Origin of the sequence: Nostoc sp., assembly GCF_036917635.1 — a bacterium.
In the GTDB taxonomy this organism is placed as follows: domain Bacteria; phylum Cyanobacteriota; class Cyanobacteriia; order Cyanobacteriales; family Nostocaceae; genus Nostoc.
Map to the genome: position 1 here is coordinate 18,262 of NZ_JBALCW010000099.1, position 26,108 is coordinate 44,369.

23 protein-coding genes are annotated in these 26,108 nt (G+C 42.4%); 15 read left to right on the forward strand and 8 right to left on the reverse strand.

Annotated features, from left to right (window positions below; translation table 11 throughout):
* The first annotated feature begins 16 nt into the window (after positions 1-16).
* Together V7K32_RS24515 and V7K32_RS24520 are read left to right on the forward strand one after the other, a co-directional pair.
* Positions 17-715, forward strand: a complete 699-nt coding sequence (locus tag V7K32_RS24515; RefSeq protein WP_334996839.1) for an ExbD/TolR family protein — start codon at positions 17-19, stop codon at positions 713-715.
* A 276-nt stretch (positions 716-991) separates the two neighbouring features.
* Complete coding sequence (locus V7K32_RS24520) at positions 992-1,354, forward strand: phage holin family protein (RefSeq protein WP_334996841.1); 363 nt, start codon at positions 992-994, stop codon at positions 1,352-1,354.
* Positions 1,355-1,429: 75 nt separating this feature from the next.
* Here V7K32_RS24520 and psb29 read toward each other — a convergent pair whose 3' ends face one another.
* Positions 1,430-2,137: a photosystem II biogenesis protein Psp29 gene (gene psb29, locus V7K32_RS24525; RefSeq protein WP_334996843.1), complete on the reverse strand. Its 708-nt coding sequence runs from the start codon at positions 2,135-2,137 to the stop codon at positions 1,430-1,432.
* Between the two features lie 204 nt (positions 2,138-2,341).
* On the opposite strand from psb29, the gene V7K32_RS24530 reads away from it, so the two are divergent.
* On the forward strand, positions 2,342-2,944 hold the full coding sequence (locus V7K32_RS24530) for a chromophore lyase CpcT/CpeT (protein WP_334996845.1): 603 nt from the start codon (positions 2,342-2,344) through the stop codon (positions 2,942-2,944).
* Positions 2,945-3,097: 153 nt separating this feature from the next.
* On the opposite strand, the gene V7K32_RS24535 is transcribed toward V7K32_RS24530, so the two are convergent.
* Together V7K32_RS24535 and hemF are read right to left on the reverse strand one after the other, a co-directional pair.
* Positions 3,098-3,466 (reverse strand): STAS domain-containing protein, encoded by a 369-nt coding sequence (locus V7K32_RS24535; RefSeq protein ID WP_114083376.1) that lies wholly within the window; start codon positions 3,464-3,466, stop codon positions 3,098-3,100.
* Positions 3,467-3,787: 321 nt separating this feature from the next.
* Complete coding sequence (hemF, locus tag V7K32_RS24540) at positions 3,788-4,828, reverse strand: oxygen-dependent coproporphyrinogen oxidase (protein ID WP_334996847.1); 1,041 nt, start codon at positions 4,826-4,828, stop codon at positions 3,788-3,790.
* Positions 4,829-5,406: 578 nt separating this feature from the next.
* Between hemF and V7K32_RS24545 the strand changes: the two genes are divergently transcribed.
* From V7K32_RS24545 to V7K32_RS24580, 8 genes are all read left to right on the forward strand, one after another.
* Positions 5,407-5,931, forward strand: a complete 525-nt coding sequence (locus V7K32_RS24545; RefSeq protein WP_334996849.1) for an SRPBCC family protein — start codon at positions 5,407-5,409, stop codon at positions 5,929-5,931.
* Between the two features lie 270 nt (positions 5,932-6,201).
* Complete coding sequence (locus tag V7K32_RS24550; RefSeq protein WP_334996851.1) at positions 6,202-7,272, forward strand: Mrp/NBP35 family ATP-binding protein; 1,071 nt, start codon at positions 6,202-6,204, stop codon at positions 7,270-7,272.
* Positions 7,273-7,565: 293 nt separating this feature from the next.
* Positions 7,566-8,879, forward strand: a complete 1,314-nt coding sequence (gene rodA, locus V7K32_RS24555; protein ID WP_334996853.1) for a rod shape-determining protein RodA — start codon at positions 7,566-7,568, stop codon at positions 8,877-8,879.
* 240 nt (positions 8,880-9,119) lie between these two features.
* Positions 9,120-9,317: an NAD(P)H dehydrogenase subunit NdhS gene (locus tag V7K32_RS24560; RefSeq protein ID WP_334879066.1), complete on the forward strand. Its 198-nt coding sequence runs from the start codon at positions 9,120-9,122 to the stop codon at positions 9,315-9,317.
* A gap of 140 nt (positions 9,318-9,457) precedes the next feature.
* Entirely contained in the window at positions 9,458-10,114 is a 657-nt protein-coding gene (locus V7K32_RS24565; RefSeq protein WP_334996978.1) for an HAS-barrel domain-containing protein, read from the forward strand.
* Between the two features lie 153 nt (positions 10,115-10,267).
* Positions 10,268-12,406 carry a cation:proton antiporter domain-containing protein gene (locus V7K32_RS24570; RefSeq protein WP_334996980.1) on the forward strand — a complete coding sequence of 713 codons (2,139 nt, stop codon included), beginning with the start codon at positions 10,268-10,270 and terminating at the stop codon, positions 12,404-12,406.
* Between the two features lie 592 nt (positions 12,407-12,998).
* Positions 12,999-13,949 carry a UDP-glucuronic acid decarboxylase family protein gene (locus V7K32_RS24575; RefSeq protein ID WP_334996855.1) on the forward strand — a complete coding sequence of 317 codons (951 nt, stop codon included), beginning with the start codon at positions 12,999-13,001 and terminating at the stop codon, positions 13,947-13,949.
* A 147-nt stretch (positions 13,950-14,096) separates the two neighbouring features.
* Positions 14,097-15,488, forward strand: coding sequence for a UDP-glucose dehydrogenase family protein (locus tag V7K32_RS24580; RefSeq protein WP_334996857.1), 1,392 nt, complete (start codon positions 14,097-14,099; stop codon positions 15,486-15,488).
* A 175-nt stretch (positions 15,489-15,663) separates the two neighbouring features.
* Here the strand turns inward: V7K32_RS24580 and V7K32_RS24585 are convergent, their stop codons facing one another.
* Complete coding sequence (locus V7K32_RS24585; RefSeq protein ID WP_334996859.1) at positions 15,664-16,458, reverse strand: LmeA family phospholipid-binding protein; 795 nt, start codon at positions 16,456-16,458, stop codon at positions 15,664-15,666.
* A 202-nt stretch (positions 16,459-16,660) separates the two neighbouring features.
* On the opposite strand from V7K32_RS24585, the gene V7K32_RS24590 reads away from it, so the two are divergent.
* Both V7K32_RS24590 and V7K32_RS24595 read left to right on the forward strand, forming a co-directional pair.
* Positions 16,661-16,789, forward strand: a complete 129-nt coding sequence (locus V7K32_RS24590) for a hypothetical protein (RefSeq protein ID WP_334996861.1) — start codon at positions 16,661-16,663, stop codon at positions 16,787-16,789.
* Positions 16,790-16,958: 169 nt separating this feature from the next.
* Positions 16,959-17,099 (forward strand): hypothetical protein, encoded by a 141-nt coding sequence (locus tag V7K32_RS24595; RefSeq protein ID WP_334996863.1) that lies wholly within the window; start codon positions 16,959-16,961, stop codon positions 17,097-17,099.
* 89 nt (positions 17,100-17,188) lie between these two features.
* Here V7K32_RS24595 and V7K32_RS24600 read toward each other — a convergent pair whose 3' ends face one another.
* The 3 genes from V7K32_RS24600 to glyA form a co-directional block, all read right to left on the reverse strand.
* Positions 17,189-17,800 (reverse strand): hypothetical protein, encoded by a 612-nt coding sequence (locus V7K32_RS24600; protein ID WP_334996865.1) that lies wholly within the window; start codon positions 17,798-17,800, stop codon positions 17,189-17,191.
* 164 nt (positions 17,801-17,964) lie between these two features.
* Complete coding sequence (locus tag V7K32_RS24605; RefSeq protein ID WP_334996867.1) at positions 17,965-19,215, reverse strand: competence/damage-inducible protein A; 1,251 nt, start codon at positions 19,213-19,215, stop codon at positions 17,965-17,967.
* Positions 19,216-19,312: 97 nt separating this feature from the next.
* The gene (glyA, locus tag V7K32_RS24610) at positions 19,313-20,596 is read right to left on the reverse strand and encodes a serine hydroxymethyltransferase (protein ID WP_334996869.1); all 1,284 of its coding nucleotides are present in this window, start codon (positions 20,594-20,596) and stop codon (positions 19,313-19,315) included.
* A 361-nt stretch (positions 20,597-20,957) separates the two neighbouring features.
* Here glyA and V7K32_RS24615 point away from each other — a divergent pair, with 361 nt between their 5' ends.
* Both V7K32_RS24615 and V7K32_RS24620 read left to right on the forward strand, forming a co-directional pair.
* Positions 20,958-21,107, forward strand: coding sequence for a hypothetical protein (locus V7K32_RS24615; RefSeq protein WP_334996871.1), 150 nt, complete (start codon positions 20,958-20,960; stop codon positions 21,105-21,107).
* A 679-nt stretch (positions 21,108-21,786) separates the two neighbouring features.
* The gene (locus V7K32_RS24620; protein WP_334996873.1) at positions 21,787-22,878 is read left to right on the forward strand and encodes an exostosin domain-containing protein; all 1,092 of its coding nucleotides are present in this window, start codon (positions 21,787-21,789) and stop codon (positions 22,876-22,878) included.
* 309 nt (positions 22,879-23,187) lie between these two features.
* On the opposite strand, the gene V7K32_RS24625 is transcribed toward V7K32_RS24620, so the two are convergent.
* Positions 23,188-25,944: a M16 family metallopeptidase gene (locus V7K32_RS24625; protein ID WP_334996875.1), complete on the reverse strand. Its 2,757-nt coding sequence runs from the start codon at positions 25,942-25,944 to the stop codon at positions 23,188-23,190.
* Positions 25,945-26,108 lie beyond the last annotated feature (164 nt).

The window sequence follows — 26,108 nt, forward strand, 5'->3', positions numbered from 1 at the left end:
CGTTTAAATTGAGAAAATGAAAGTTAATCTACATACCCCAATTGAAGAAGTCCAAATTCAAATCATCCCTTTAATAGATGTTGTTTTTTGTGTTCTGACGTTTTTTTTATTAGCGGCATTACAATTTACCCGCCAACAGGCAATAAATGTTGATTTGCCCAAAGCCAGCGCCAGTTCAGTATCTGGAATAACATCACAAAATGGAAGTCTGATTGTAACTATCGATGCCGTTGGTAATACTTACATAGAAAAACAGGCTATAAAACGGGATGATTTGAGAGCGAGTTTAAAAAAGTATCTCCAAGCAAACCCTAATGCTCTTGTAGTGCTGAATGCTTCGCGCACAGCAACTTATAATGATGTTATTGAGACATTGGATTTGCTACGGCAAGTAGGAGGCGATCGCGTTTCTTTGGGAATTATTCCTGGCCCATCTCAATCACCCACAAACTCACTTAACCAGCCTAATATACCCTCTTTGCCAATCGATCCTGGTGCAACACCAATACCCACAACCGCACCATTCCCAGGCATCAATCCCGAAGGGAATCTTACCCCTAAATTTCCCTCAGCACCTAATTCTGTACCCCTTCCTGGCATAAGTCAGCCTCCATCTGGACAAGGTATAAGTCCTATCAATCCTAGTATTTCTAACCCACCAGCATCTCAAGCGCCTGTAGCACCCAAAAAGAGCCAACCCAGTCTTAAAAGATGAGATAGGGGCAGGGGCAAGAGGCAGAGAGGCAGAGAGGCAGAGAGAGGGGCAGGGTGCAGAGGAGAGGAATTTATTTTCCCCCTCATCTTCCTCATCCCCCTCATCTCCCCACTCCTCTTCAAACTTTTGCCAAACCTAAAGATATCTAAAATAAAATTCCCTTAGAGAAAAATTTACTGCTAATTTATAGATAATTGGTTGAGCTTTAAAGATTTTTCCACTGATAAAGTGAAGTAATTTATCACCAATTGCCATTCACGTTTCAGGGCTTGTGGCATGAATATTGTGACGCTTTTAATTGTTTGGTTAGTAACAGCTATTAGCCTGTTGATAATTAGTAAATTACCTTTGGGAGTTGAAATTGATACTCCTGGCAAAGCCTTTCTTTCTGCCGCAGTGCTTGGTATCGTGACGGCAATAGTCAGACCGATTTTAAGCCTCGTTTTTGCAGTACCAAATTTACTCACATTGGACTTACTATCTAGCATTTTCACATTTATGATTGCTGTGGTTTGTTTTAGTCTTGCTGCTTGGTTAATAGAGGGCTTTCGCTTGCGTTACGGGATTTGGAGTGCCGTTATTGGGGCATTTGCGCTGACTATAATTAACAGCTTAATCTACACATTATTGGGCGTCTAAAATCAATAGTTAGGAGTTAGGAGTTATTAACAACTCTTAACTCATAACTCATAACTCATAACTTCCATCTCCTAACTATTCGTTGGAACTTGGGGGAGCAACGGGGGTAGTTGATTGTTGTTTACGTTGTTCGCGTTTTTTGCGATCGGCTGAGAGCATATCTGCCATCACTATTAGCGCTTGCGCCATCTTCTCTAGGTTAGAACGATATAGCTCCAAATCCTTGTTGAGTTTGTCATTAGAAAGGTGCAAGCCAGCAGCGATCGCTTTCAGCGCCTCTGTGAGTTGCTTTTCATCTTTGACTAATTCAGGATCTGACTGTTCTAATAACGAAAATACACCAATTGCGAACAAACGGTTGTATTTAAAGTTAGGATTGTTGGCGATCGCTTGCAGTTGTGCTTGCAAGTCTCCATCTCTATCTAAAAAAGTAGTTTGGCCTAGCCATCCAATTAAATCTTTAACTGGCAAACCTTTAGCTACAGCTTCCAATCTTTCGGCATCCTGTCGATAGTGTTGCGGATCTTGTTCCATAGCCCGACATAGGGCGTTAAAAATTGATTCTTGATCCCGTTCTGGTTCATAGCCTTGCATGAAGCGGTCAAAAGTAGTGACGACGCCCAAGGCATAAATTGAATTGTAGCTAAAATCGATATTTACTGACAGCAGATGCATTTCCACCATCAATTCTTCTACTACCCGACGATAAATAGTGTTTATCGGACGGGTATGAAGATTGTAAAAAGTTCGTTTGGTATCAGAGACAGTACGGACGTTATTCACAAAGAAAATGTTAAGGGCGACGTATCTTTATTTTCTCGCTTAAAGGCGACTTTGCCAAGTTGAGCTTTTGGCTGGTGACGGTTTGATTTACAATGTAGACAAATCAAAAGTATTTTATAAGCTAGTAGCCACAGGGGATTAAGACCCTTTCCTCTAAAAAACTAGCCAAAAATATTTATCTTTAATGATTTGTTTATCGCATTTATGAACTTCCCGCCACAGTTAATTGCTTTGGGTGAGTATCTAGCTGGTGAATTTGATAATCAGGAACAAGCCATAGGAGAGCCAATTTGGTATGTCCAACTCCGCCTGTGGCAAAGACCAATTAATCTGTTCACAGAAGATAGCATCACCCTGTTTGCCGAACAGGCTAACGTTGTTAAGCTGGATAAACCTTACCGCCAGCGAATTATGCGGTTGCGTCAGGGTAGCAATGACACATCTCTGGAAGTACAATACTACATGCCTCAAGATCCAGATGCCTTAATAGGCGCAGGCAATAACCCTGCTCTCCTTAACACACTGACTTCCAAACAATTAGATTTACTACCAGGTTGTATCCTAACAGTTAGCCACGAAACCCTAGCTGGCGATCGCTATAAGTTTATCGCTACCCCATTACCAGAGACTTATTGCAGCTTTACTTATCTTGGCAATAACATCAATGTTTCCTTGGGTTTTGAAGCTACTGCTTTAGAATTCCACAGCTACGACAAAGGAATTGATCCAGCAACTGGAAACGCAACTTGGGGAGCGATTATGGGGCCTTATCGCTACACCAAGCGAAATCAGTATTCCATAACATAAAGTTATGATTCATGAATTATAAGTTATGAATTTTGAATTAACTCCTAACTCCTAACTCCTAACTCCTAACTCCTAACTCCTAACTCCTAACTCCTAACTCCTAACTCCTAACTCCTAACTCCTAACTCCTAACTTCTAACTCCTAACTCTTTTTTAGCTAGCGATGCTACGAGGTACACCTTCTAAAGCTTCGTCTTCTGTTTCAAAGATTTCAAACACAGTATCCATCATCGTCACTTCAAACACGAGTTTGGCTTCTGGATGTACATTGCAGATGCGGAAACTGCCTTTAACTTTATCAGCATCACGCATCCCAGCAACCAAAGACGTAAGACCAGAACTATCAATAAAATTTACCTGAGCCAGATTTACAACTACATGGCGACTGAGTTTGGAAATACACTCCTGTAACTTCAGCCGAAATTGCCAAGCAGTGGTAATGTCTAGGCGACCTGCTGGTGTCAGGACAATAACGGTGTTTCCGTCTTGTGTTGTATAAGTTTTTTGGTCTATATGAATCACTAAAGCTCTCCCCGTGACATTTTTCTAAAGATTAACTAGTTACAGAATTTTCTAATACTGCCACTTGAGATTAACAAGCTATAGCTAAAATTGTCACCTTTTTTTTGCTAAGTGCTTAACTTTAGTAGTTGAACTCAGCAAAATAGTGGGGAGTGGGGAGTGGGGGGATGAGGGAGATGAGGGAGATGAGGGAGATGAGGGAGATAAAGAATAAATATCATAACTCCAAACTCCAAACTCCAAACTCCAAACTCCAAACTCCAAACTCCAAACTCCAAACTCCAAACTCCTAACTCCAAACTCCTAACTCCTAACTCAGCACTATTTGGGTGTCCAGTTGATCCAATCTTGAGGCTTAAGGAAAGTTTCATACAACTCGGCTTCGGGTGTATTGGGTTCCGGTTGATAGCCGTATTCCCAGCGCACTAAGGGCGGTAGGGACATGAGAATTGATTCGGTGCGTCCGTTGGTTTGGAGACCAAAAATGGTGCCTCGGTCATAAACCAAGTTAAATTCTACATACCGTCCCCGGCGGTAGAGTTGAAAATTCCGTTGGCGATCGCCATATTCTATCCCATTACGCCGTTCTACAATTGGTACGTAGGCTGGTAAAAATGCTTTACCACAGTCTTGCACAAAAGAAAATAAATCTTCCCAATTGCGGGTTGCTGGTGTTCCCACCTGGTTGCTATAAATAGCTGCTTCTCCATTGGGATTTAGCCCGCGATATAAACCACCTTGACCATCTTGGTAATCAAAAAACAGACCACCTACACCCCGTGTTTCATCACGATGCTTGAGGTAGAAATATTCATCACACCACCGCTTAAACACCGGGTAATAGTCTGAGTGGTGTTTGTCACAAGCCTGTTTTAACGTTTTATGTAAATGTGCTGCATCTTCAGCAAAGGGGTAATAAGGTGTCAAGTCCAGACCACCACCAAACCACCACACTGGCCCTGCTTCAAAGTAGCGATAATTTAGATGAACTGTGGGTACGTAAGGATTGTGAGGATGTAATACCATTGAAGTGCCAGTGGCATAAAAGCCATGTCCTGCGGCTTCAGGGCGTTGGGCTAAAATTGAGGCTGGCAAATGGGAACCCCAAACTTCAGAAAAATTTACACCAGCTTGTTCAAATATTGCACCTTCTCGCAGCACGCGCGATCGCCCTCCCCCTCCTTCTGGGCGTTCCCAACTATCTTCATGAAACTTAGCCACACCATCTAATTTTGCCAATGATTCGGTAATTTCGTCTTGCAGCTGTTTCATAAACTGACTGACTCTAGTCTGAGCGTCAGGTGCTGGCAAAGACTTGGATGATTCTGCTGGTACAGTTGGTGTTTGCGAGTTGGTCAACATAGATTCCCGAACCTAAAAAATTACAATTTCCAGAAAGCCACAAATTTCTTATCTTAAAATTTGGGGGAAACACGCGCCAACAATCAAGCTCTATTTGCCCAACCCGCTTTTTCTTACTGGTTAAGCATTTATCCGATTGATGGGCATCACTACAGTTATTTTCCCTCAAATGCGTATAGGCTTGTATATTGACTGAGTTTTTTTTTGAAATTCTTAATCGGAACATTCTGGTATAAACACTAGACTTTAGTCGTAACCTTGAATTATCAGGGTTTGACTGCCCCGATCAAAACTTCTTTGCCATATTGCTTATGTTATCTGTTAGCGTCTGTAACGAATACAGGCTTGCTATGTTTAGGGCATTTCTGAGAAAGTTTTAATTTAGGCAGGAGTTACGCAAACAATAGTTAAAAAGAATAATTTTCTTCTTAGGGGCAATACCCTGCCTTAAGCCGCTTTGCGTCTACATGAATTGCCCCGGAGCGCGTATAGTTTTGCGTAAGTCCTATTACGGTTTGAGCGTAGTTGCCCACAATACCAGAGTTACCAGAAAGTGTCTAGCGAGGAGGATTAGGAAAATGCAAGGTTGGTTATCCAAATTCATCCACCGCAAACGTCGTCGGTTTTGTGCTTCTCTGGTGCGGACGTATCGAGAGATAAGTTCTGCTTCTGTAGACGAACTGTGGCAAAAAGTCGCTGACTTAACAGATGTTTCCTGGCATCCACTACTTAAGAGTACTAACGTACCCTACGGATTAGTACCCAAGCCAGGATTGATTTATCATGCTGTAACACGCTTTTGGCCGATTCCCATCCGAATTTTTGTGGAGCGCGTCAATCACAAGGAGATGCTGAGTATCCGAGTGATGGCGATTCCTGGGATAGAGGAACGGGTGACTTATCAAGTAGAGTCCACAGTTTGTGGTACATGTTTGTCTTATTCTGTAACACTACGGGGTTGGTTATCGCCCCTAATTTGGTCTTTATCCCGTCCTTATGCAGACCGCGTAGCACGGTCTTTAGTCGAGGCAGTAGAAAAGACAGCATTACCAACGGTATCTGGTAAGAAAAAATCTCTTAATGACAGTTGTTTTGATTTTTAGGTACTGGGGATGAGGGGGATGAGGGGGATGAGGGGGATGAGGAAGAATTTTTGACTAATCCCCAATACTTAGACACCGCTCAGTACAAGTGGCCAATGCCCAATGCCCAAAGAAAGTTAAGATTCTATTAGTGATAATGCAGCAATTTGCTAAGTTTTATTACGGCATTGACAGTGAAAATACTAAGCTGACCTTACTTAAGAAAGCATCGAGTTAATAACTAAGATGTTCGCCATAAGTGTATTTATTCATTTTGAATTTTGAATTTTTATGTACGATGTCCTCGATTCTCGCTCTGTCTTAGAAGTTTTGCGACCAGTAGAAGACCCAGAACTCCGCAAAAGTCTGGTGGAACTGAATATGATTCGCAACGTGAAAATTGACGGTGGTAAGGTTAGTTTCACTTTAGTCTTAACCACTCCTGCCTGTCCTTTACGTGAATTTATTGTCGAAGACTGTCAGAAAGCTGTCAAAAAACTCCCAGGCGTTACAGATGTCAGCATAGAAGTGACGGCAGAAACACCGCAACAAAAAAGTTTACCTGACCGCACTGGTATTTCTGGGGTGAAAAATATCATTGCTGTTTCCAGTGGCAAAGGTGGCGTTGGTAAAAGTACGGTGGCGGTGAATGTAGCGGTGGCTCTAGCTCAAACTGGCGCGAAAGTCGGTTTGCTAGATGCTGATATTTACGGACCCAATGATCCCACAATGCTGGGGCTGGCTGATGCCCAAATTACTGTGCGTTCGAGTGAAACAGGTGACATCCTAGAACCTGCTTTTAATCACGGCGTTAAATTAGTTTCAATGGGCTTTTTGATTGACCGAGATCAGCCAGTAATTTGGCGGGGGCCTATGCTCAATGGTGTAATTCGCCAGTTTCTCTATCAAGTGGAATGGGGAGAACTAGACTATTTGATTGTAGATATGCCACCGGGAACGGGAGATGCTCAGTTAACTTTAACCCAAGCAGTGCCAATGGCAGGAGCAGTAATTGTCACCACGCCGCAAACTGTAGCCCTGTTAGATTCTCGCAAGGGATTGCGGATGTTCCAGCAGATGAATGTTCCGGTATTGGGGATCGTGGAAAATATGAGCTATTTTATCCCCCCCGATCAACCAGATAAGCAGTATGACATATTTGGTTCCGGTGGTGGCTCAAAAACAGCCGCCGAATTGGGAGTGCCATTATTGGGGTGCGTACCGCTAGAAATTTCCACACGAGTAGGGGGTGACAGTGGTGTGCCAATAGTTGTTGGCGATCCAGATTCAGCTTCAGCAAAAGCATTAACAGCGATCGCTCTTGCCATTGCTGGTAAAGTATCAGTTGCTGCGTTGACATAATTAATTTTAATTTCAATCTTATTCCTCGGCTATAGCTTGGGAATACTGAGGACTGAGGAATGGGGAATGGGGAGTGGGGAGATGAGGGAGTAGGAGAAGAAGCAATACTACTCGGTTTTTGGATTTTTCGATAGTGTTTTAGACCTATAGAGACGCGAAATTTCGCGTCTCTACACAAGGTTTTTAGTCTTATCCGAGCAGTATTGGGAGAAGAAGAACTATTGATTATTGACCAATGCCCCATGCCTCATGCCCTATACCCAACAATTAAAGCTAAAGTCTAAACTTACACAATGTTATTAAAACGATCGCTCCCCAAAATTCGCTGGAAGTCTTGGGTTAAGCCCTGGCAATATGTAGATTGGCTACTATTTTGTTTGCCGATTGCTGTCAGTATCTTTGGCGGTGTCATGATTCTCAGTACGGAACTGAAGCAGCCAGTAACTGACTGGTGGTGGCACTGGATGGTAGCGGGTATCGGTGTGCTTATAGCGCTGTTTTTAGCTCGTACCCGTTATGAACTCTTGATGCAGTGGCACTGGGTAACTTATGCACTAACGAACTTCAGCTTAATCGCCGTGATGATTGCTGGTACTAGCGCCAAAGGGGCGCAACGGTGGATTAGTATCGCTGGCTTTAACGTGCAACCCTCAGAATTTGCCAAAATCGGCATGATTGTTACCTTAGCAGCTTTACTACACAGGCGCACTGCTTCCACCCTCGAAGGTGTTTTCCGCGTTCTGGCAATCACCGCTATACCTTGGGGATTAGTATTTTTACAGCCAGATTTAGCAACATCACTAGTATTTGGTGCGATCGTCTTAGGAATGCTTTACTGGGCAAATGCTAACCCAGGCTGGTTAATTCTGATGATTTCTCCTGTGGTTGCCGCCATTTTGTTTAGTATATCTTGGCCTTTATCAGAGCCGATAGTTTTATTCAAAGAACTATCTTTTGGCCCATTAGGAATAGTTTGGTCATTTGCAATGGCTATTGTGGGCTGGCAAAGTCTGCCCTGGCGTCGTTTTGGTTTAGGTGCTATCGGTGCGTGGACTCTCAATATACTGGGTGGCGAATTAGGAATCTTCGCTTGGAACCATGTTTTAAAAGAGTATCAAAAAGACCGACTAACCGTATTCATGAATCCCGATCACGATCCACTCGGTGCTGGGTATCACTTAATCCAATCTCGCATTGCTATTGGTGCTGGTGAAATTTGGGGATGGGGTCTGTTTAAGGGGCCAATGACGCAACTGAATTTTGTACCTGAACAGCATACAGACTTTATTTTTTCCGCAGTCGGGGAAGAATTCGGTTTTGTTGGTTGTTTGGTAGTGCTGTTTGCCTTCTGCTTAATTTGTTTGCGTTTACTGCATATTGCCCAAACCGCCAAAGATAACTTTGGTTCCTTGTTGGCTATTGGCGTTTTGTCTATGATTGTGTTTCAGCTAATTGTCAACGTTGGCATGACGGTTGGTTTAGCACCTGTGGCAGGTATTCCCCTACCTTGGATGAGTTACGGTCGTTCTGCTATGCTGACCAACTTCATTTCCTTGGGAATAGTAGAATCAGTAGCAAATTTTCGCCAAAGGCAGAAGTATTATTGATTTGTCATTGGTCATTGGTCATTAGCGCTCTTCTATGACTCTGGAGAGAGAATAATCCAAGCGATTATAAATCGCGGCTACACAAAGCTTAGTCCGCCTGCGCGGACTAACGCCAAAATAGGGTTTCAAATTTAATCTCACGAGAGTAATAAAAGAGCGTTAGTCATTTGCACTTCCCCAAGGGCAAATGACTAATAAGAAGTATTAAGCTATTAGAAGGAAACAAGCGAGGCTAAAAACATGATTCTGCCTGGAGCAACTGTTAGCGTCAAGAATCCCGCAGATACCTATTATCGCTCCGAAGGACTCGTGCAACGGGTGAGTGATGGCAAAGTAGCCGTATTATTTGAGGGTGGTAACTGGGATAAATTAGTTACCTTTCGCCTGAGCGAATTGGAACTCGTAGAAACCACAGCCGGACGTAAAAAAGCCAAATAATATTTAGTTAGCAGTTAGGAGTGAGATTAGTTAGGAGTGAGAAGTTAGGAGTTAGGAATTATGATTCTTCAACTTATCACTCCTCACTCTTAACTCTTAACTCATCACTCCTAACTCTTAACTCCAAACTCAGCACTCCCATGCGCCTCCCCCTACCACAGTTTACTACTGGCGATCGCCATCCGAATCACATTGCGGAGGTGATTGAAACTACTAGTACTGAATTTTTAGCTCAGTGTTTGGAACCACCAGATTTGAGCTTTCCCTCCATGCCACCCTTTGGTAGTTGGGTCTGTTCTGTAGATGAAGAATCGGGCAATCAAGTTTATGCTGTGGTATATTATGCAACAACAATGCCCATAGATTCCGTACACCGGGCTAGAGCTTTGGGCTTGTCTTTGCAAGACTTACGCGAAGAACAACCCCAGATATTTGCTATGCTCAGAACAGAATTTCGATCTGCGATCGTGGGATTTGAGCAATCTTCCCAGAATCGAGGTTATAACCAAAGAATATATCAGTATCTACCACCCCGTCCCCCGCAAATTCATCAAGCTGTTTATCGGTGCGAACCAGAAGCAATTATTAAATTTACTGAAGAACTAGATTTTTTGCGGACACTCCTTTGTATTAACGGTGCGCCAGTAGAGTCTTTGACCGCAGCTGCTATTCGAGAGATATACCAGTTACGCAAAGCTGACCGAGAATGGCTAATTAAAGCTGGACGTAGCTTGAGTGTGCTACTTAAAGACGACTACGATCGCTTACGGTTCATTTTGAGTCAAATCCATCCATAGGTAGTTAGTTCTGAGACAATTGCCTAGTTAATGTAAGTTAATATATTTGATTTATTTGATTTTTCATCGGGTGACTTCTGCATTTATTTATATTGATTAAGCGATCGCCCCAAGGTAATCGTAGTTTTACCATAGCCCCTTCATTCCTACATGATGGAACTCACATCACAAGTTCTTGCTTTGGAACCAACTTCCCAAGTTCTTGGCAAGGAACCCATTGTTCCCTTTGCTATTTTGCTGGTGGTCATCTTAGTTATACCAATCGTGTTTGAGCGGCTAAGATTACCAGGATTAGTGGGTTTAGTTTTCTCAGGGCTAGTACTGGGCCCCTCAGGCTGGAATCTATTTCAGTCTGACTCGCCGATGATTAACCTGCTATCAGATATTGGGTTAATTTACTTGCTGTTTGTCGCAGGGCTAGAAGTCGATCTAGAACAGTTTCGTCGGCAAAAAAGTCGTGCCTTGGGGTTTGCTAGCTTAACTTTCAGTGTCCCCCTGGTGATGGGAACTTTAGTAGGGCTGATTTTAGACTATGGCTGGAATACTTCAATATTAATTGGCTCTTTATTCGCTTCCTATACTCTTTTGGCATATCCCATAATCACCCGTTTGGGAGTAATCAATAACGAAGCTGTTACGGTCACCATTGGAGCTAAGATTTTTACAGATATTGGCGCAGTACTGATCTTAGCCCTTTGTGTAGCCGTCGGTCATGTTGGAGAATTCAGCTTTGCTAAACTACTCAGCTTGTCGGGTTGGTTAATTATTTACTCTGTTGCTGTTGTCACAGGCTTTGATTGGATAGGCAAAGAATTTTTCAAACGGTCTGGAGACGACGAAGGAAACAAGTTTTTGTTTGTGTTGCTTTCTGTGTTTTTAGCAGCTGTGGGCGCTCAATTGATTGGGATAGAGAAAATTGTTGGTGCCTTTTTAGCAGGTTTGGCGGTAAATGAAGCTGTAGGGGAAGGCCCAGTCAAACAAAAGGTGGTATTTATTGGCAGTGTGCTATTCATTCCGATTTTCTTTGTTTACCTTGGCTTAACGATCAATCTACCCGCCTTTGTGAACAACCTAGACACGCTGAAGTTAACGCTCTTGATGATAGTCGGTTTGATTGTCAGTAAATTGATTGCAGCTTTTTTCACAAAACTGGTTTACCGCTATAACTGGCAAGAAATGCTAACCATCTGGTCGCTATCACTTCCACAGGTTGCGACAACGTTAGCAGCAACGTTAGTGGGATACCGGGCTGGGTTGCTGCCATTAGAAGTATTACACAGCGTGATTGTCTTAATGGTTGTCACATCAAGCTTGGGGCCGTTGATCACTAATAGAATAGCTGTTGGTTTGAATTCCTCACCAGTCAAAGATCCAGCACCACCCCAACCTGACCAAAACGCACCAAAAACAGACAGTGCTTTTAATATAATCGTACCTGTCTATAATCCTCACACCGAGCAGTATTTGATTGAAATGGCGGCGTTATTAGCGCGTCAGTCTAAAGGGAAAATTATACCGCTTGCGATCGCTAATGCTACCGCTCAAATGGATGCACCGCAGTTAGAAGCGTCTCTACAACGAAGTGAGCAATTATTAACCAAAGCTACGGTACACAGTCGAGTATTGGGCGTAGCCGCAGAACCAATGCTGCGGATTGATGATGCCTTTGCTCAAGGAATTAGCAGAGCTGCTCGTGAACAAAAGGCTAATTTAATCATTATGGGTTGGGGTAAACGGACTGGGTTACGAGCGCGTTTATTTGGCAATGTGATTGATGGTGTGCTTTGGGCATCCCATTGTCCAGTAGCGGTAACTCGTCTAGTAGAATCACCGAAAAAAATTCAGCGCATCTTAGTACCAGTAGAAAACTTAACAGCACCGACATTACAGCCTGTACAATTCGCCCAGATGCTGGCAGAGGCAAATCAGAGCCACATTACTGTACTAAATGTGTGCGATCGCCGGACTAGTTCGAGTAAAATTGCTTGGAGGCGATCGCATCTCTCACTACTGGTATCTAAATTGGCTTTGACTAATGCCCCAGAAATTCAAATTATCGCTCATGAAAATGTTGCTCAAGCAATTTTGCAGGCAGCACGATTATACGATCTAGTAGTTTTACCTTTTATACATAATCGTACCAGCCCTGGAGGGTTAGCCATTAGCGATGTCACAACTCAGTTAGCCAGACAACTCACCTGCTCAATTATCATGCTTGGAGAACCGCAACGCACTCAAACCACAAATTTAGTTATGTCTAAAAAGGCTACTAGCATTACCTCTGCTGTATGATAGTAGGCAGAGTTTAATTCACTCATCTTGACTTGGGCTGCGTTGGTGTAGCCCGCACAACGGCCGCGCTCAGTGATCACCGAAGGCATCGCGTTGACAAAAATCTTTGCAACAAATAAATCGGCTGTAAAGAAGTACATCTGTATGCTCTTAGAAAGGTATGTATTTATAACAGAAATATCTTGAAATGATATAAGCCTCTGCATTTAAATACAAAGCAGGATGTTGGGAAATGCGACAACTTGACTATTGCAAAAATATGGGTTATTTGTAAGACTTTAAACCGGGGAAAGTATCAACCTATTCCTGCATCTTACAGAAAACAGTAGTAACCGTAATAATACTTTATATTATTGAAGATTTGATGAAATTTAGGTGGAAGACTAAGAATTTAAGTTATTTTACTAGTTAAATTATTAAGGAAGTAAGTAAAAATATAACAAAACTATAACCGGAGAAAAATAGGTAAGTTTAACAACACTTTTAGATAAAATTTTGTTCTTTTCTTTATTTTGTATTTTTGTCCCCAATCTGGGTAATCTAAAAGTAAGTGCAATAGCTACTGAAAATATTTGTAAGTAACTGGGAAACTATGAGAATTTTGGTTACGGGTGGTGCTGGGTTTATTGGTTCCCATCTCATCGACCGACTAATGAATGATGGGCATGAAGTAATATGCTTGGATAATTTTTACACCGGTCACAAACGGAACATCCTTAAATGGTTAGATAATCCGTACTTTGAAATGATCCGCCACGATATTACCGAACCAATTCGTTTAGAAGTGGATCAAATTTATCATCTAGCTTGTCCTGCTTCACCAGTACATTACCAGTACAACCCAGTTAAAACCGTTAAAACTAACGTCATGGGAACACTCAACATGTTGGGGCTGGCTAAACGTGTGAAAGCTAGGTTTTTCTTGGCTTCAACCAGTGAAGTGTACGGCGATCCTGAAGTTCATCCCCAAACTGAAGAGTATCGGGGTAGCGTCAACCCCATTGGGATACGTTCATGCTACGACGAAGGGAAAAGAATTGCTGAGACTCTAGCGTTTGATTACTATAGGCAAAATAAAGTTGATATTCGAGTTGTTCGGATATTTAACACCTACGGCCCAAGAATGTTAGAAAATGATGGCCGGGTGGTGAGCAACTTTATAGTTCAAGCCTTGCGGGGTAATCCTTTAACCGTTTACGGTGATGGTTCGCAAACTCGTAGTTTCTGCTATGTTTCCGATTTAGTCGAAGGATTCATCCGCCTAATGAATAGCGACTACATAGGCCCAATGAATCTGGGTAATCCTGGTGAATATACGATTTTGCAATTGGCACAAGCTGTGCAAAATATGATTAACCCAGACGCGCAGATTAAATTCGAGCCACTACCTTCGGACGATCCCCGGCGTCGCCAACCTGATATCACAAAGGCAAAAACTTGGTTAAATTGGGAACCTACTATTGCTCTGCAAGAGGGGTTAAAACTAACAATAGAAGATTTTCGCGATCGCATTCAAAGCGATGTAAATAATTCAACCACCTGAGTAACGTCTAGCGTTGCTCTAAATTTCATGCAAGCTCACCCTATCGGTAGCTAGTATGCTTGGTGGCTGAGTTGACTGCCAGTGTCTAAGTGTCATATTGATACTTCTTTTTGAAGACTAACCCCAAAAAAAGTGAGGATTTAAAAAATGCGTGTTTGCGTGATTGGTACTGGTTACGTTGGTTTAGTTACAGGTGCTTGCTTGGCTCATATTGGGCATGATGTAATTTGCGTAGACAACAACGAAGAAAAAGTTAAGTTAATGAAGTCTGGGCAGTCGCCAATTTTTGAGCCGGGACTTTCAGAAATTATCCAGTCTGCCATTCAAACAGAGAAAATTCATTTTACTAGCGATCTCGCTGCTGGAGTTTCCCACGGCGAAATTCTGTTTATTGCTGTGGGAACGCCACCTTTACCCACTGGTGAAAGTGATACTCGTTATGTTGAGGCTGTAGCCCGTGGGATTGGGGAAAATCTCAACGGTGGTTATAAAGTCATAGTGAATAAATCTACAGTACCCATTGGTTCAGGTGACTGGGTGCGGATGCTTGTTCTAGATGGTGTTGCTGAACGGCAGAAAGCATTAGTACCCGCAGGTGGGGTTCCGAGTAATGAAAAATTACCTGAGTTTGCAGCCGAGTTTGATGTAATTAGCAATCCAGAGTTTTTGCGCGAAGGTTCGGCAGTTCACGACACCTTCAACCCCGATCGCATTGTACTAGGAGGCAATAGTCAAAGAGCAGTAGCCTCAATGCGACAACTCTATGCCCCAATTGTGGAACGCAAGTACGCTGACGATCAATCTTTACCCCCCGTGCCAATTTTGGCAACAGACCTGAGTTCGGCGGAGATGATTAAATACGCCGCTAATGCTTTTTTAGCCACTAAGATTAGTTTTATTAACGAAGTTGCTAATATTTGCGATCGCGTCGGTGCTGATGTCACCCAAGTAGCTAAAGGTATCGGTCTAGACTCCCGCATTGGTAACAAATTTTTACAAGCTGGTATTGGTTGGGGTGGTTCTTGTTTTCCCAAAGATGTCTCCGCTCTGGTTCACACTGCTGATGATTATGGTTATGAAGCCCAATTACTCAAAGCTGCTGTCAGTGTCAACGAACGCCAGCGATTGATTGCTTTAGAAAAACTCCAAAAAGTTCTGAAAATTCTCAAAGGCAAAACAGTTGGGCTACTCGGACTCACCTTCAAGCCCGATACTGACGACTTGCGCGACGCCCCAGCCCTCAACCTAATTGAGCAGCTAAACCGACTGGGAGCCAAAGTTAAAGCCTACGACCCCATTGTTTCACAAACAGGTTTACGTCATGGGCTTTCTGGTGTACTAGTAGAAACCGATGCCGAAAGACTAGCTGATGGCTGCGATGCCTTGGTACTCGTCACCGAATGGCAGCAGTTCAGCACTCTCGACTATGTGAAGATGGCAAAATTGATGGCCCACCCCGTTATCATCGACGGTCGTAACTTCCTCGACCCTGAAGTAATGATCCGGGCTGGATTCCAATATGTAGGTGTGGGAAGATAGATAGTTAGGAGTTTGGAGTTAGGAGTTATCAATAAAAATTAATTACAACCCATAATTAATTACTCCTAACTCCCTTAAAAACCTAAAGATTTAAATACCGCCTAGATTATTCTAGGCGGTATTTAATTTGTTTAAAGCTTCACTTTAGCTTGCATTTTTACGTGAGAATATCAAATCAAGCGCTATGTGGAATACGCTCAATTTCAGCATATCCACTGAAAATAAGTTTTTGACCTTCAGTTTCTAATCGGTTGAGTCGCATTTTCACGCCATCAAGGTCAAAACGATCCAAATCGACCATATTATCTAAAATTTCTACCAGCGCCACGCTCAAGGTTTGCGAAATTTCCCGTTGTGCTTCTGGCACTTGGTCAAGTTCGATTTTTGGATCTTTGAAGGAAACTCGCCGCCGTCTTTCAATGCCTAAAGCTAGGCTCATGTTTAGGGGAACGAGTTCGCCATTATTTAAATCTGCTTTTGCTACAAGCTGTAAGCGATTTCCTGGCAATAGCTGTACCTGGACTTCGGTAAAGGAAACAGGTTCACCGCCAGATAATTCTGTTAGTGATGGTACGGTGAGGTTAAGCAGGCGCTTTTTCACCAGTTCCGCGTTAAAAGCTTGGTTTATCCCTGCTTCTGATAAAATTACTTGAGCGATCGCTTGAGTGGGTTGCTTAAGACTGAGTTTGCCCTTTAAAACCGAGCCGAAGTCAATGGCAACCGCATCGGTTTCAAAAGACATCTCCTCTACTGCGAAATCTTTCCGAATCACCAAGCCACGACCGGTCATTTTGAAGCTATCAATGCTGCCTTGCAACAGTTTGCTGGAGGGATAGCAGCGCACAAAGACTTCTACTGACTCGCTTTGGCTAAACAGGTGGCGAATCGTTTGGCTGGCGACCGTATTGAGCATCCGCTCTCCCCAATCAGTGCCTTTAGGATCTTGTAAACCAGTAAGTCCGCCGAACATGTGGTTTTGGGTCTCTAGAAGTTCTTTGTACTTTTGTAACAAATTGTCAAGAATACAGCAAGCGATCCCGTGATTAATTGTGCTGATGGGTGGGTATAGGATGGCTGATGGTTACCAAGTTAATGTATTAGATGTTACTTTGAATGTAGTAAGTGGGAATAATTGGACTAAGTTATTGCTTAGATTCTCAGCAGTACTAAGTATGATACAGCTAAACATTCTAGAACTTGCCAAGCAGGGTGATACAAATGCGATTAATAGTCTGGTAAGTCAGTGGTTAGATTTACCCAAAATTACGCCAAAAACTAGTTTAAAACAAAACCATCTTTAGAAACCTTACCTGAGCAAATTAATACTGATTTTGCCGTACCTTTACTAGCTCAATGTCAAAAAATTGCTCATCTAGATGGGGTAATTACAACAGCAGAAGCTAAGGTAATAGATTCTATTAACAAAAAGTTAAACTGTGATTTGGCTGCAATCAAATAACCTGAATATTGGTGTTAAGATTTATTACCCAAGGCGATCGCAACCTCTACACTACACAAACTGCGATCGCCTCTCTGCTAATCATGAGGCTAGTTGGTAAATTGCAGGACGATATCTCGGTTCAAGAATGTTTATGTGAGGTACATCCGTAGGGGCATGGCAATGCCATGCCCCTACACCTGGCGGTATAATATTGTACCGCATCCGATGGAAACCGCTATAATATGATAGTGTTTCATCCTTACCTCAGTATCGCCACCAAAATCCGAAGTAAGTCTTCTATATCAGCAGGAACACGATATAAATTGAGGTCTTGAGTTATTTGTTTACTTTCTCGATTCAATAGAGCAAATTGCCAAATATCCCCTGTAGAAACAGCCCCCTCTAAATTTGGTTCTTGAGAATCAGTCCACGCATCAATAGCAATCAATTCTACAGCAAGCTGAGTAAAACCCCTTGCCAAATCAGCATTTTTGGCTTCTACAACTAAGAGTTTACGGTCTGCGTGCAAATAATAATCAAGGGAACCTTTTAATTGTTCTGTAACAATTAAAGGATATTCAATTCTAAGTTGGGCGTGAGTGTAATGAATAACATCTAGTAAAATTGGGGCAATTAGTAATTCTCTGCGAGCTGCTTCACTAGTCAAACTAATATATGGCAAACTCTCCTCAATTCTAGATTTGAGATTTGCAAGTCTATCTAATTCAATGGTGGACTTTTGTTGATTGAGAGAGGAACGTTTTAAAGAATAGCCAAATTCAGCCAGTATATCTTCTGGCTCGAATGACATCTCAAAATAGCTTCTGAAAGTGTATGAGTGATTTGGTTGGAGGATGGGATTTTTGCTCATAGCTGCATAATTCGTAATTCGTAATACTTCGGCTTACCTCGGCAACGCTTGGCACAAGTCGCTCACTACAAGTTCGTAATTCGTAATTGAGTTTTTTAACATAACATCAGATTTTCAATAGGTTCGATTGTCATACAAGTTGTATGACAAACGTACTAGACCTCTTAGCTCGTCAACAACTTCCGCCGCAGATTATCCAACGCTGCATTTGCACTCAGATGACGAATTAGAGCGCGTCCTCGCACTGTACCAAATTGATACTCAAAACTTGCCACTTCATCCTTTGGCCCAGCTAAACCAATGTAAACTAAACCCACCGGTTTAGTATCTGTCCCTCCAGTTGGGCCAGCAATTCCAGTAATACTCAATCCCCAAGTTGTTGCAAGGCGGGTTTTGACTCCAATTGCCATTTGCTCTGCAACAGTTGCGCTTACCGCCCCAAATTTATCTAAATCTTCCTGGTTAACTCCCAGCAGCCTAACTTTCACCGAATTGTCATAAGAAATTACGCCACCCCAAAAGTAATCAGAACTCCCAGAAATCTCAGTCAACATTTGCCCTAAACCGCCACCCGTGCAAGATTCTGCCACAGAAAGCGTTTCTTTTGATGCCCGCAACAACTGACCAACCACGGAAGCAAGAGTATCATTATTAACGCCGTAAAAATCCAGTCCGGCAATTTCTTTAAGTTGTTTTTCAATGGGCGCAATTAACGTTTCTGCGGCTGTTTCTGAAGTGGCTTTAGCTGAGACTCGCAATCTTACTTCCCCTTTACCTGCATAAGGAGCGACTGTGGGATTTGGTAATTTCAAATAAGAAGCAACTTTTTCCGCCAAAGCCGATTCACCAATACCCCAAAACTTTAAACTCCGGCTGTAAATAATTTCTTTACCCCAACCTTGACTTTTGAGAAATGGCACGGCTGTTTCTTCCCACATCGGGTGCATTTCACTGGGAACACCCGGAAAGGTAAGAATCGTGATTTCAGGGCGAGGCTGCCAAATGATACCGGGTGCTGTTCCAGTGGGATTAGGGAGAATTTCTGCACCTTGGGGAATCAAAGCTTGCTTGCAGTTACTTGGTGACATAACCCGACCTCGTTGGGCGAATTTTTGGGTTATGTCTTCGATGATGTCAGAACGTTCTACCAACGGAACTTTAAAAAAATCGGCGATCGCTTCGCAGGTAAGATCATCTGGTGTCGGTCCGAGTCCACCAGTGAAAATGAGAATTTGCGCTCTGGAAATAGCAATTTCTATAACTTGCTTCAACCGTTCGGGATTATCCCCAACCACTGTTTGATAGTAGTGGGGAATTCCTAGCTGCGCTAATTGTTGCGCCAAAAATTGAGCATTGCCGTTGAGGATATCTCCTAGCAGCAGTTCAGTACCAACACAAATAATTTCTGCACTCATTGGAAGGATTAGTAAGAAGTTAGGAGTTAGGAGTTAAGAGTTAGGAGTTCAAAACTTAAAACTCATCACTTTTAACTCTTAACTCCTAACTATAATGTCACGCTAGGGCTGGTACAGGAATTTCTAGGTGAGGATATAAGGGGAAGCGATCGCACAATGCTGCTACTCGTTGCCGACAATCTTGGGTTACTACGTCGGAATCTGGAGAAAGTAGGCGATCGCTAATAATATTTGCAATCTCGGTAAATTCTGCTACTCCTAAACCTCGCGTGGTCATTGCTGGCGAACCTAATCTCAGACCACTAGTAACAAATGGCGACTGCGGATCGAAGGGAATAGTATTTTTGTTAGCAGTAATATTTACGGTACTAACTAGCTGATCTGCCTGCTTCCCAGTTAGACCCACAGAGCGTAAATCTACCAAGATTAAATGATTATCAGTGCCATTAGACACTAGCTTTAAACCCCGGTTTTGTAATTGTTCTGCCAAAGCACGAGCATTTTCAATCACTTGGGCAGAATAGGTTTTAAACTCAGGCTTTAGGGCTTCCCCAAAAGCTACTGCTTTACCAGCAATGACGTGTTCCAATGGCCCGCCCTGGCTACCAGGAAAAACAGATTTATCTAGCTTTTTACCTAGTTCTGCGTCACTGGTCAAAATTAAACCACCTCTTGGACCGCGTAGAGTCTTATGTGTAGTTGTTGTCACCACATGACAATGAGGAATGGGATCGGGATGAAGACCACTAGCAACTAAACCAGCAATATGGGCAATATCGGCAAGTAAGTAAGCGCCGATTTCATCTGCAATACTACGGAACTTTTCAAAATCAATTATCCGGGGATAAGCTGAATAACCACAAATCAAGAGCTTAGGACGCTCCCTTAGCGCCAGCTCCCGAATTTGGTCGTAGTCAAGTTGTTCTGTTTGTTGACTGACACCGTAGTGGCTAACTTGGAACCACTTACCTGAGACATTTACAGGTGAACCGTGGGTGAGATGTCCCCCATGAGACAAATCCATCCCCATAATTTTGTCTCCTGGTTGCAGCAGCGACAGGAACACGGCAAAATTGGCTTGTGCGCCAGAATGAGGTTGCACATTCGCATGAGCCGCACCAAATATCTGTTTAGCACGATTGATCGCTAGTTGCTCAATTTTGTCGATATACTCACAACCGCCATAGTAGCGTTTACCAGGTAATCCCTCGGCATATTTGTTTGTCAGTACTGAACCTTGAGCCGCCAGTACAGCAGCAGAGGTAAAGTTTTCACTAGCAATCAATTCCAAGTGATCTCGCTGACGCTGTAGTTCGTCGTTGATTAACTCCGCGATCGCTGGATCGGTGGAGGTAAGAAAGTCTGAGTTAGTCTTAGTCACTTCAATTTTCCTTGTTTTAATTTATACATCAGTCGATTTTGGTTGGGCATAGCACCTAACAGTCCACTCTTAAGAGTTTATAGCTCAAAGTCTATAGTTCAATGATTTTTGACTGCTCTAGAGAGGCGATTAATCGTCTCCGTACTATTGAGGTTTATTTGTGCCAACTTATTTATTGTTAGACGATTAATTATCATAACGTTGCTTTTTGACGCTGCGTTAAATAAAGCTTGTTGCGATCGCTCCTCTGTGAGACAAAAAGCTGAACGCTTCGGTAATTTACTGTGCGTAATACAACGCTTGCGGAAGATGGCTGCCAAGTTATACGCTGAAAAACTTAAGCACTCAGTATTGTTGACAAATGAAAAATTGTTTAAAACTTACCTTTGACAGCAAACAAACAGCATTAGCCATTCGAGTTGATCAACAAGCTGAATTACCAGATGCTCTTGAGCGAATATGGCTTGGCGGTTCGCGTTCTGTTTTAGTAGTAGTGGGGGCGTGCAAATAACATCATTGGCACTCTCAGAGAAATAGCCCTTTCAAGGTTGGTAAAAATTCTCGAAAATAAATACCTCTCTAACCTCTTATCTCTGTGTTTTCTGCGCCTAATAAGGTGAAATAAATTACTTTTAAACCGCAGAGGCACAGAGAGCGCTGAGAAAAAACAATCTTATTTTACGAGTCACCTTGAAACGGCTATTTTTTAGGACTTACGCACTGTACAAATTCATTATCTTGTGCATCAACGAAAATACGTCGTTTTAGGCTTTTATCAATCATCCTTTCATAAATAGCGTAGGCGCAGCCCGCCGTAGGCATCGCCTAAAAAGTGTCGATAAATCAAGGTTTAATAACTGAAATCCTTACCACCTATTTGGTTTTTCCTGTCAATGCGTAAGTCCTATTTTTTAAACAAATTCCCCTTAGATAAAAACATCGGGAGAGTTATTACTAAAGTCCGGTAGCCTAATCGGACTAGTTAAGTTTTTATTATTCATAGACTTTAGTTTATTCCTCCTTAATATGAGTTTAAATTAGCTTTAAAGTTAATAAACTATGCAGGTTTTAAGTAAAAAATTATTATAAAAATATATTTATCCAAACATCTATCCAAAGGTGGTTTTAAATTAACTATTTATTTTATATGATTCCTCAGTTATTCAACTAGTCATAACTCAGGTTCAAATATGCAATTAAACATCTATTCTGATAAAAATTATCTTCCTAAAGGATTAGAGCCAGTTCCAATGCTTTATCCTTTTTGGAAAGAGTTTATCCCTAGTGGGGAATATCCTTGGTCTAGATTGTATGGCAAGTATATAGAGGTAAGTAATTCCCTTTTTCAAATGACTTCCTTAAAGGAAGCTGACCTAGTTATCATGCCTATAAACTGGAGATTCATTAGAGGAGAGAGTTGGAGAAGTAAAGTTAATAAAGAAGCAGAAAGTCTATCTATTGAATTTGCCGAAAAAGTAGCTAATAGCGGCAAAGAATTAGTGGTTTTTTTCGCAGGTGATTGTTGCGCCGAAGAAATTCCTATCAAGAATGCAACAGTAATGCGAATGGCAACATATCGGTCAAAAAGGAAGCAAAACGATATTATTATGCCTTCTTTTACTGAAGATTTTGTTCAAGAATATTTAGGAGGACAAATGTCTCTCAGACAAAAATCTGAGAAACCTGTTGTTGGATTTTGTGGTCTAGCAATAACGGATTCATGGGAAAAGAAACTGAAAACGATTTTATTTCATGGGGTGATGTTAACCCAATCATCAGAGTTTGGAGTTTCGCCTTACAAAGGACAAATTTTGCGTAGTCAGGCTCTGAAAGTACTTGCAAAAAACCCCTCTTTAGTAAACACAAACTTTATCATCAGAGACAAATTAGTATTTTTAACTACACAAGATATAGAGCCAAGACAGAAGACTCGTGATGAATATGTGAAAAATATGGTCGAGAGCGACTATATTTTGTGCTGTCGTGGTTCTGCAAACTATTCTATTCGATTATATGAAATTCTCAGTTGTGGTCGGATTCCAATTTTTATTGATACAGACTGCGTTTTACCTGACGACTCTATAATTGACTGGAAAAAATATTGCGTATGGGTAGATGAGAAGGAAATACCACATATTGCAGATAAAGTAGCTGAATTTCATAGCAATCTTTCAGATCAAGAATTCTTAGATTTGCAGCATGAGTGCCGAAAACTCTGGAAAAATAGGTTTTCTGCTGAGGGATTTTATACTAATTTTCATCTTCATTTTCCGAAAAAATAATTCATTTAAAGATGTATGTAGAAGTCTGTGTCTACGCACTCTTATTTTGTCATTTAAATTCTCAAATATAGCAGTTATCGTACCCTGCGGGAACGCCAAAGGCCAAGGCAATGACAAAATATGTTTTTATACAAATTCTGTATGAAGATGCACATAATAAGACCCCTTTGTAGTCCCCCTTGGGAAGGGGAAGTACAGGGGGGTAAATATATGCAGCTTTACAAAGAAACGGTATTACACATTTGGGATGCTCCTAAACACAAAGGCTTCAAGTAATTTTTAGCGCCTTTGTGTTTTAGTTTGAGCTAATTAGCTACCCTTGGGTACAGTCTCTCCAGGGCCAGCAGTGACAATTATCAGATTTTCCGGCTTAATTAAATTCTCAATTGCCTGTTGCATCTGAGCCATCGTGACTGCTTGAATCTTTTGGGGAAAGTCTCGGATTTCTGATCGTGAAAGTCCTAAGACAGCATTATCTAAAATGATGCTTGCTACATCACTAGGATTAGCTAAATCCACGGGATAGCTATTAGTAATTGAGCGTTTTGCTGCGTTCAATTCAGCCTCAGTCACTCCTTGTTCGCGTAACTGTTTGAGTAAAGCGAGAGTACTAGCGATCGCTTTTTGGGTATCAAGAGGAGCAGTCTGCATCTGAATCAAGAAGGGGCCCGGATTGATTCCGGCGGCAAAACCACTATAGATACCGTAGGTTAAACCCTGGCGATCGCGCACTTCCGTACCCAAGCGGCTCGCTAAGGTATCACCACCTAAAATTTGATTCAGTACAAGTGCTGAATAATAACGTGGGTCTTTCCGAGAAATACCGTTGTAGCCGATGTAGGTAACAGCTTCGGACTTACCAGGTATCACTTTGTTTAAACGTGTCAAAGTTTGGGGCAATGGCACGGTTGGTATTTTGAGAACAGGTGGCTTACCTGTGGCTGACCATTTGCCAAACGCCTGATTCAGCAAAGCTTTTACCTTAACTGGATCAAAGTCTCCCACTAAGGCGATTGTTGTCCGATCTGGTCGGTAGTGTGTCTGGTAGAAGCCAAGCAAATCATTACGAGTAATACTCTTTAAACTCTCGGCTGTGGGAAAGCTGTGGAATGGATGATTTTCTGGGTAAATTGCTTGCTGAAATACTTGTCGTCCTAAACCTTTGGGATCATCTAGCTGGACTTTGAGACTTGTCAGTGCGCGTTGGCGACTCAGTTCTAACTGGTTGGCTGGGAAAGTCGCGTTTTCTAACACATCTGCCAGAGTTTGAATCAATATCGGCAGGTTCGCTGAAAGTCCCTCACCGCTAACGCTAACTCCCTCGCGGCTGGCACCGAAGTTCAAATCGGCTCCTCGGTCTTCTAAGATTTTTGCTAGGGTAAGAGCATTTTTAGTCTGCGTCCCATTCATTAAGTTAGCCGCAGTCAAATTCGCTAATCCAGCTTTTTGATTGCCGTCAAATTCACTACCGGCGTCAATTTGTCCACTCAGGTTAATGGTGGGGAGATTGCGATCGCGCAACAGCAAAACCCGCAAACCATTATTCAAGGTAAACTCTTCTGGTAATGATTGTTTGGTCGAATCTGTCGCTGATGTGGTAGGTGGCAGATATTTAGCCAGTTCTGCTGGATCTACAGGCTTACCAGGGCTGAAATTTTCCACTGTGCGACTAGAACCCGCGCTAGAAGCCCCTGGTTTACCATCTGGTTGAGTTGGCTCAAAGAAGCCGATGGTTTGTTGAGCTGGATTTAGGTAGGTTTTCGCTACTTTCTGTACTTGGGCTGGGGTGACTTTTGCGATCGCAGCTAGATACTGTTCAATAAAACGATAATCGCCGGCCACTGTTTGGTTATATCCCAGCTGGGTTGCCTGACTAGTGATGTCTTGGTTACCCAAGATATACGAGGCTTGTAGTTGCGTCTTCGCTCGGTTCAATTCTTCAGTAGTAACTGGCTGTTCTTGCAATTTTGCTAAAGATTCCTGAAGCACTTGGGCAATTTTCTCTAACTCTTGACCTGGAGCCGCTGTAGCATTAATTTCATACCAACCTGGTTCGATGAGTTCGGAAGCACTGCCACTCGCTGAACTAGCGAGTCCAGATTCCACCAAAGCTTGGTAAAGCCTAGAACTACGTCCGCCTGTAAGGATGGTATCCATCACATCAATTGCTGGGACATCAGGATGCTTGATATCTGGCAGAGGATACACTGCTTGCAATAGTGCCGTGCTTCCAGGTTGCTTGAGGACGATTGGTGCTTTTTTCGCAGCAGAGGTAGAAGCAGTCACCTGGGCGGAATTTTTAGATACAGCCGTCTTGGCTCGTTTTGGCAACTTCCCGTAAGTTTCTTTAACAACTTTGAGTACAGGTTCTGTAGCAAAATCCCCTGTAATCACCAAAGTGGCATTTTCTGGGCTGTAGTAGGTTTGGTAATAATTCCGCACCTGCTCTACCGTGAATTTCTGTACATCTGCTTTTGTACCTCCTACAGGTAAGCCATAGGCTCTATTAGGGAAAGCATCTCGCATCACTGCCCGACTCAGACGATAACCTGGTGAATTTTCGTACCCCTGTAACTCGGAGATTACCACCCGCTTTTCACTTGTGAGTTGCTCAGGACCAACTAAAGAGTTTTCCATGCGATCGGCTTCCAGTGTCAACAATGCTTCGAGCTTGTCTCGTTGCACCGTGCCAAAGTAAGCTGTTTCGTCATAACTCGTAAAAGCATTGAACTGGCTACCCAAGGCACTAAATAACCTGCCAAACTGCACAGGACGGTCAGTTGTACCCTTGAACATCAAATGTTCTAGCTGGTGAGAAATGCCATTTTGTCCCTTAACCTCATTACGTGAGCCAACTTTATACCAAACTTGTACGCTCACTACTGGAGCGGTATGGACTTCTTTAGTTAGCACTGTTAAGCCGTTGTCTAATAGCGTTTTTTGCACCCCTTGGGTGAATGAGACAGCAGATACAGGTGCGACTGCTGTTGGTGTTGCAGCATTGGTGAAATTGCCCGAAAAAGGGACAATACTTAGCACGAGGCTAAGAAAAAACCCTACAAACATATATGAGCGTAGCTTCATAAGCAATGGGAAATGCAAAATTTCTAATTATAAAACAAAACCTTAGTATCGCTTTCTGGAAGTCAAAAGACTTACATTTTCGGCTTTTTTACCATTTTTAATGGTAGCTTTATTTCCGCCATGCCGCCGTAATGGTCGGTTTTAAA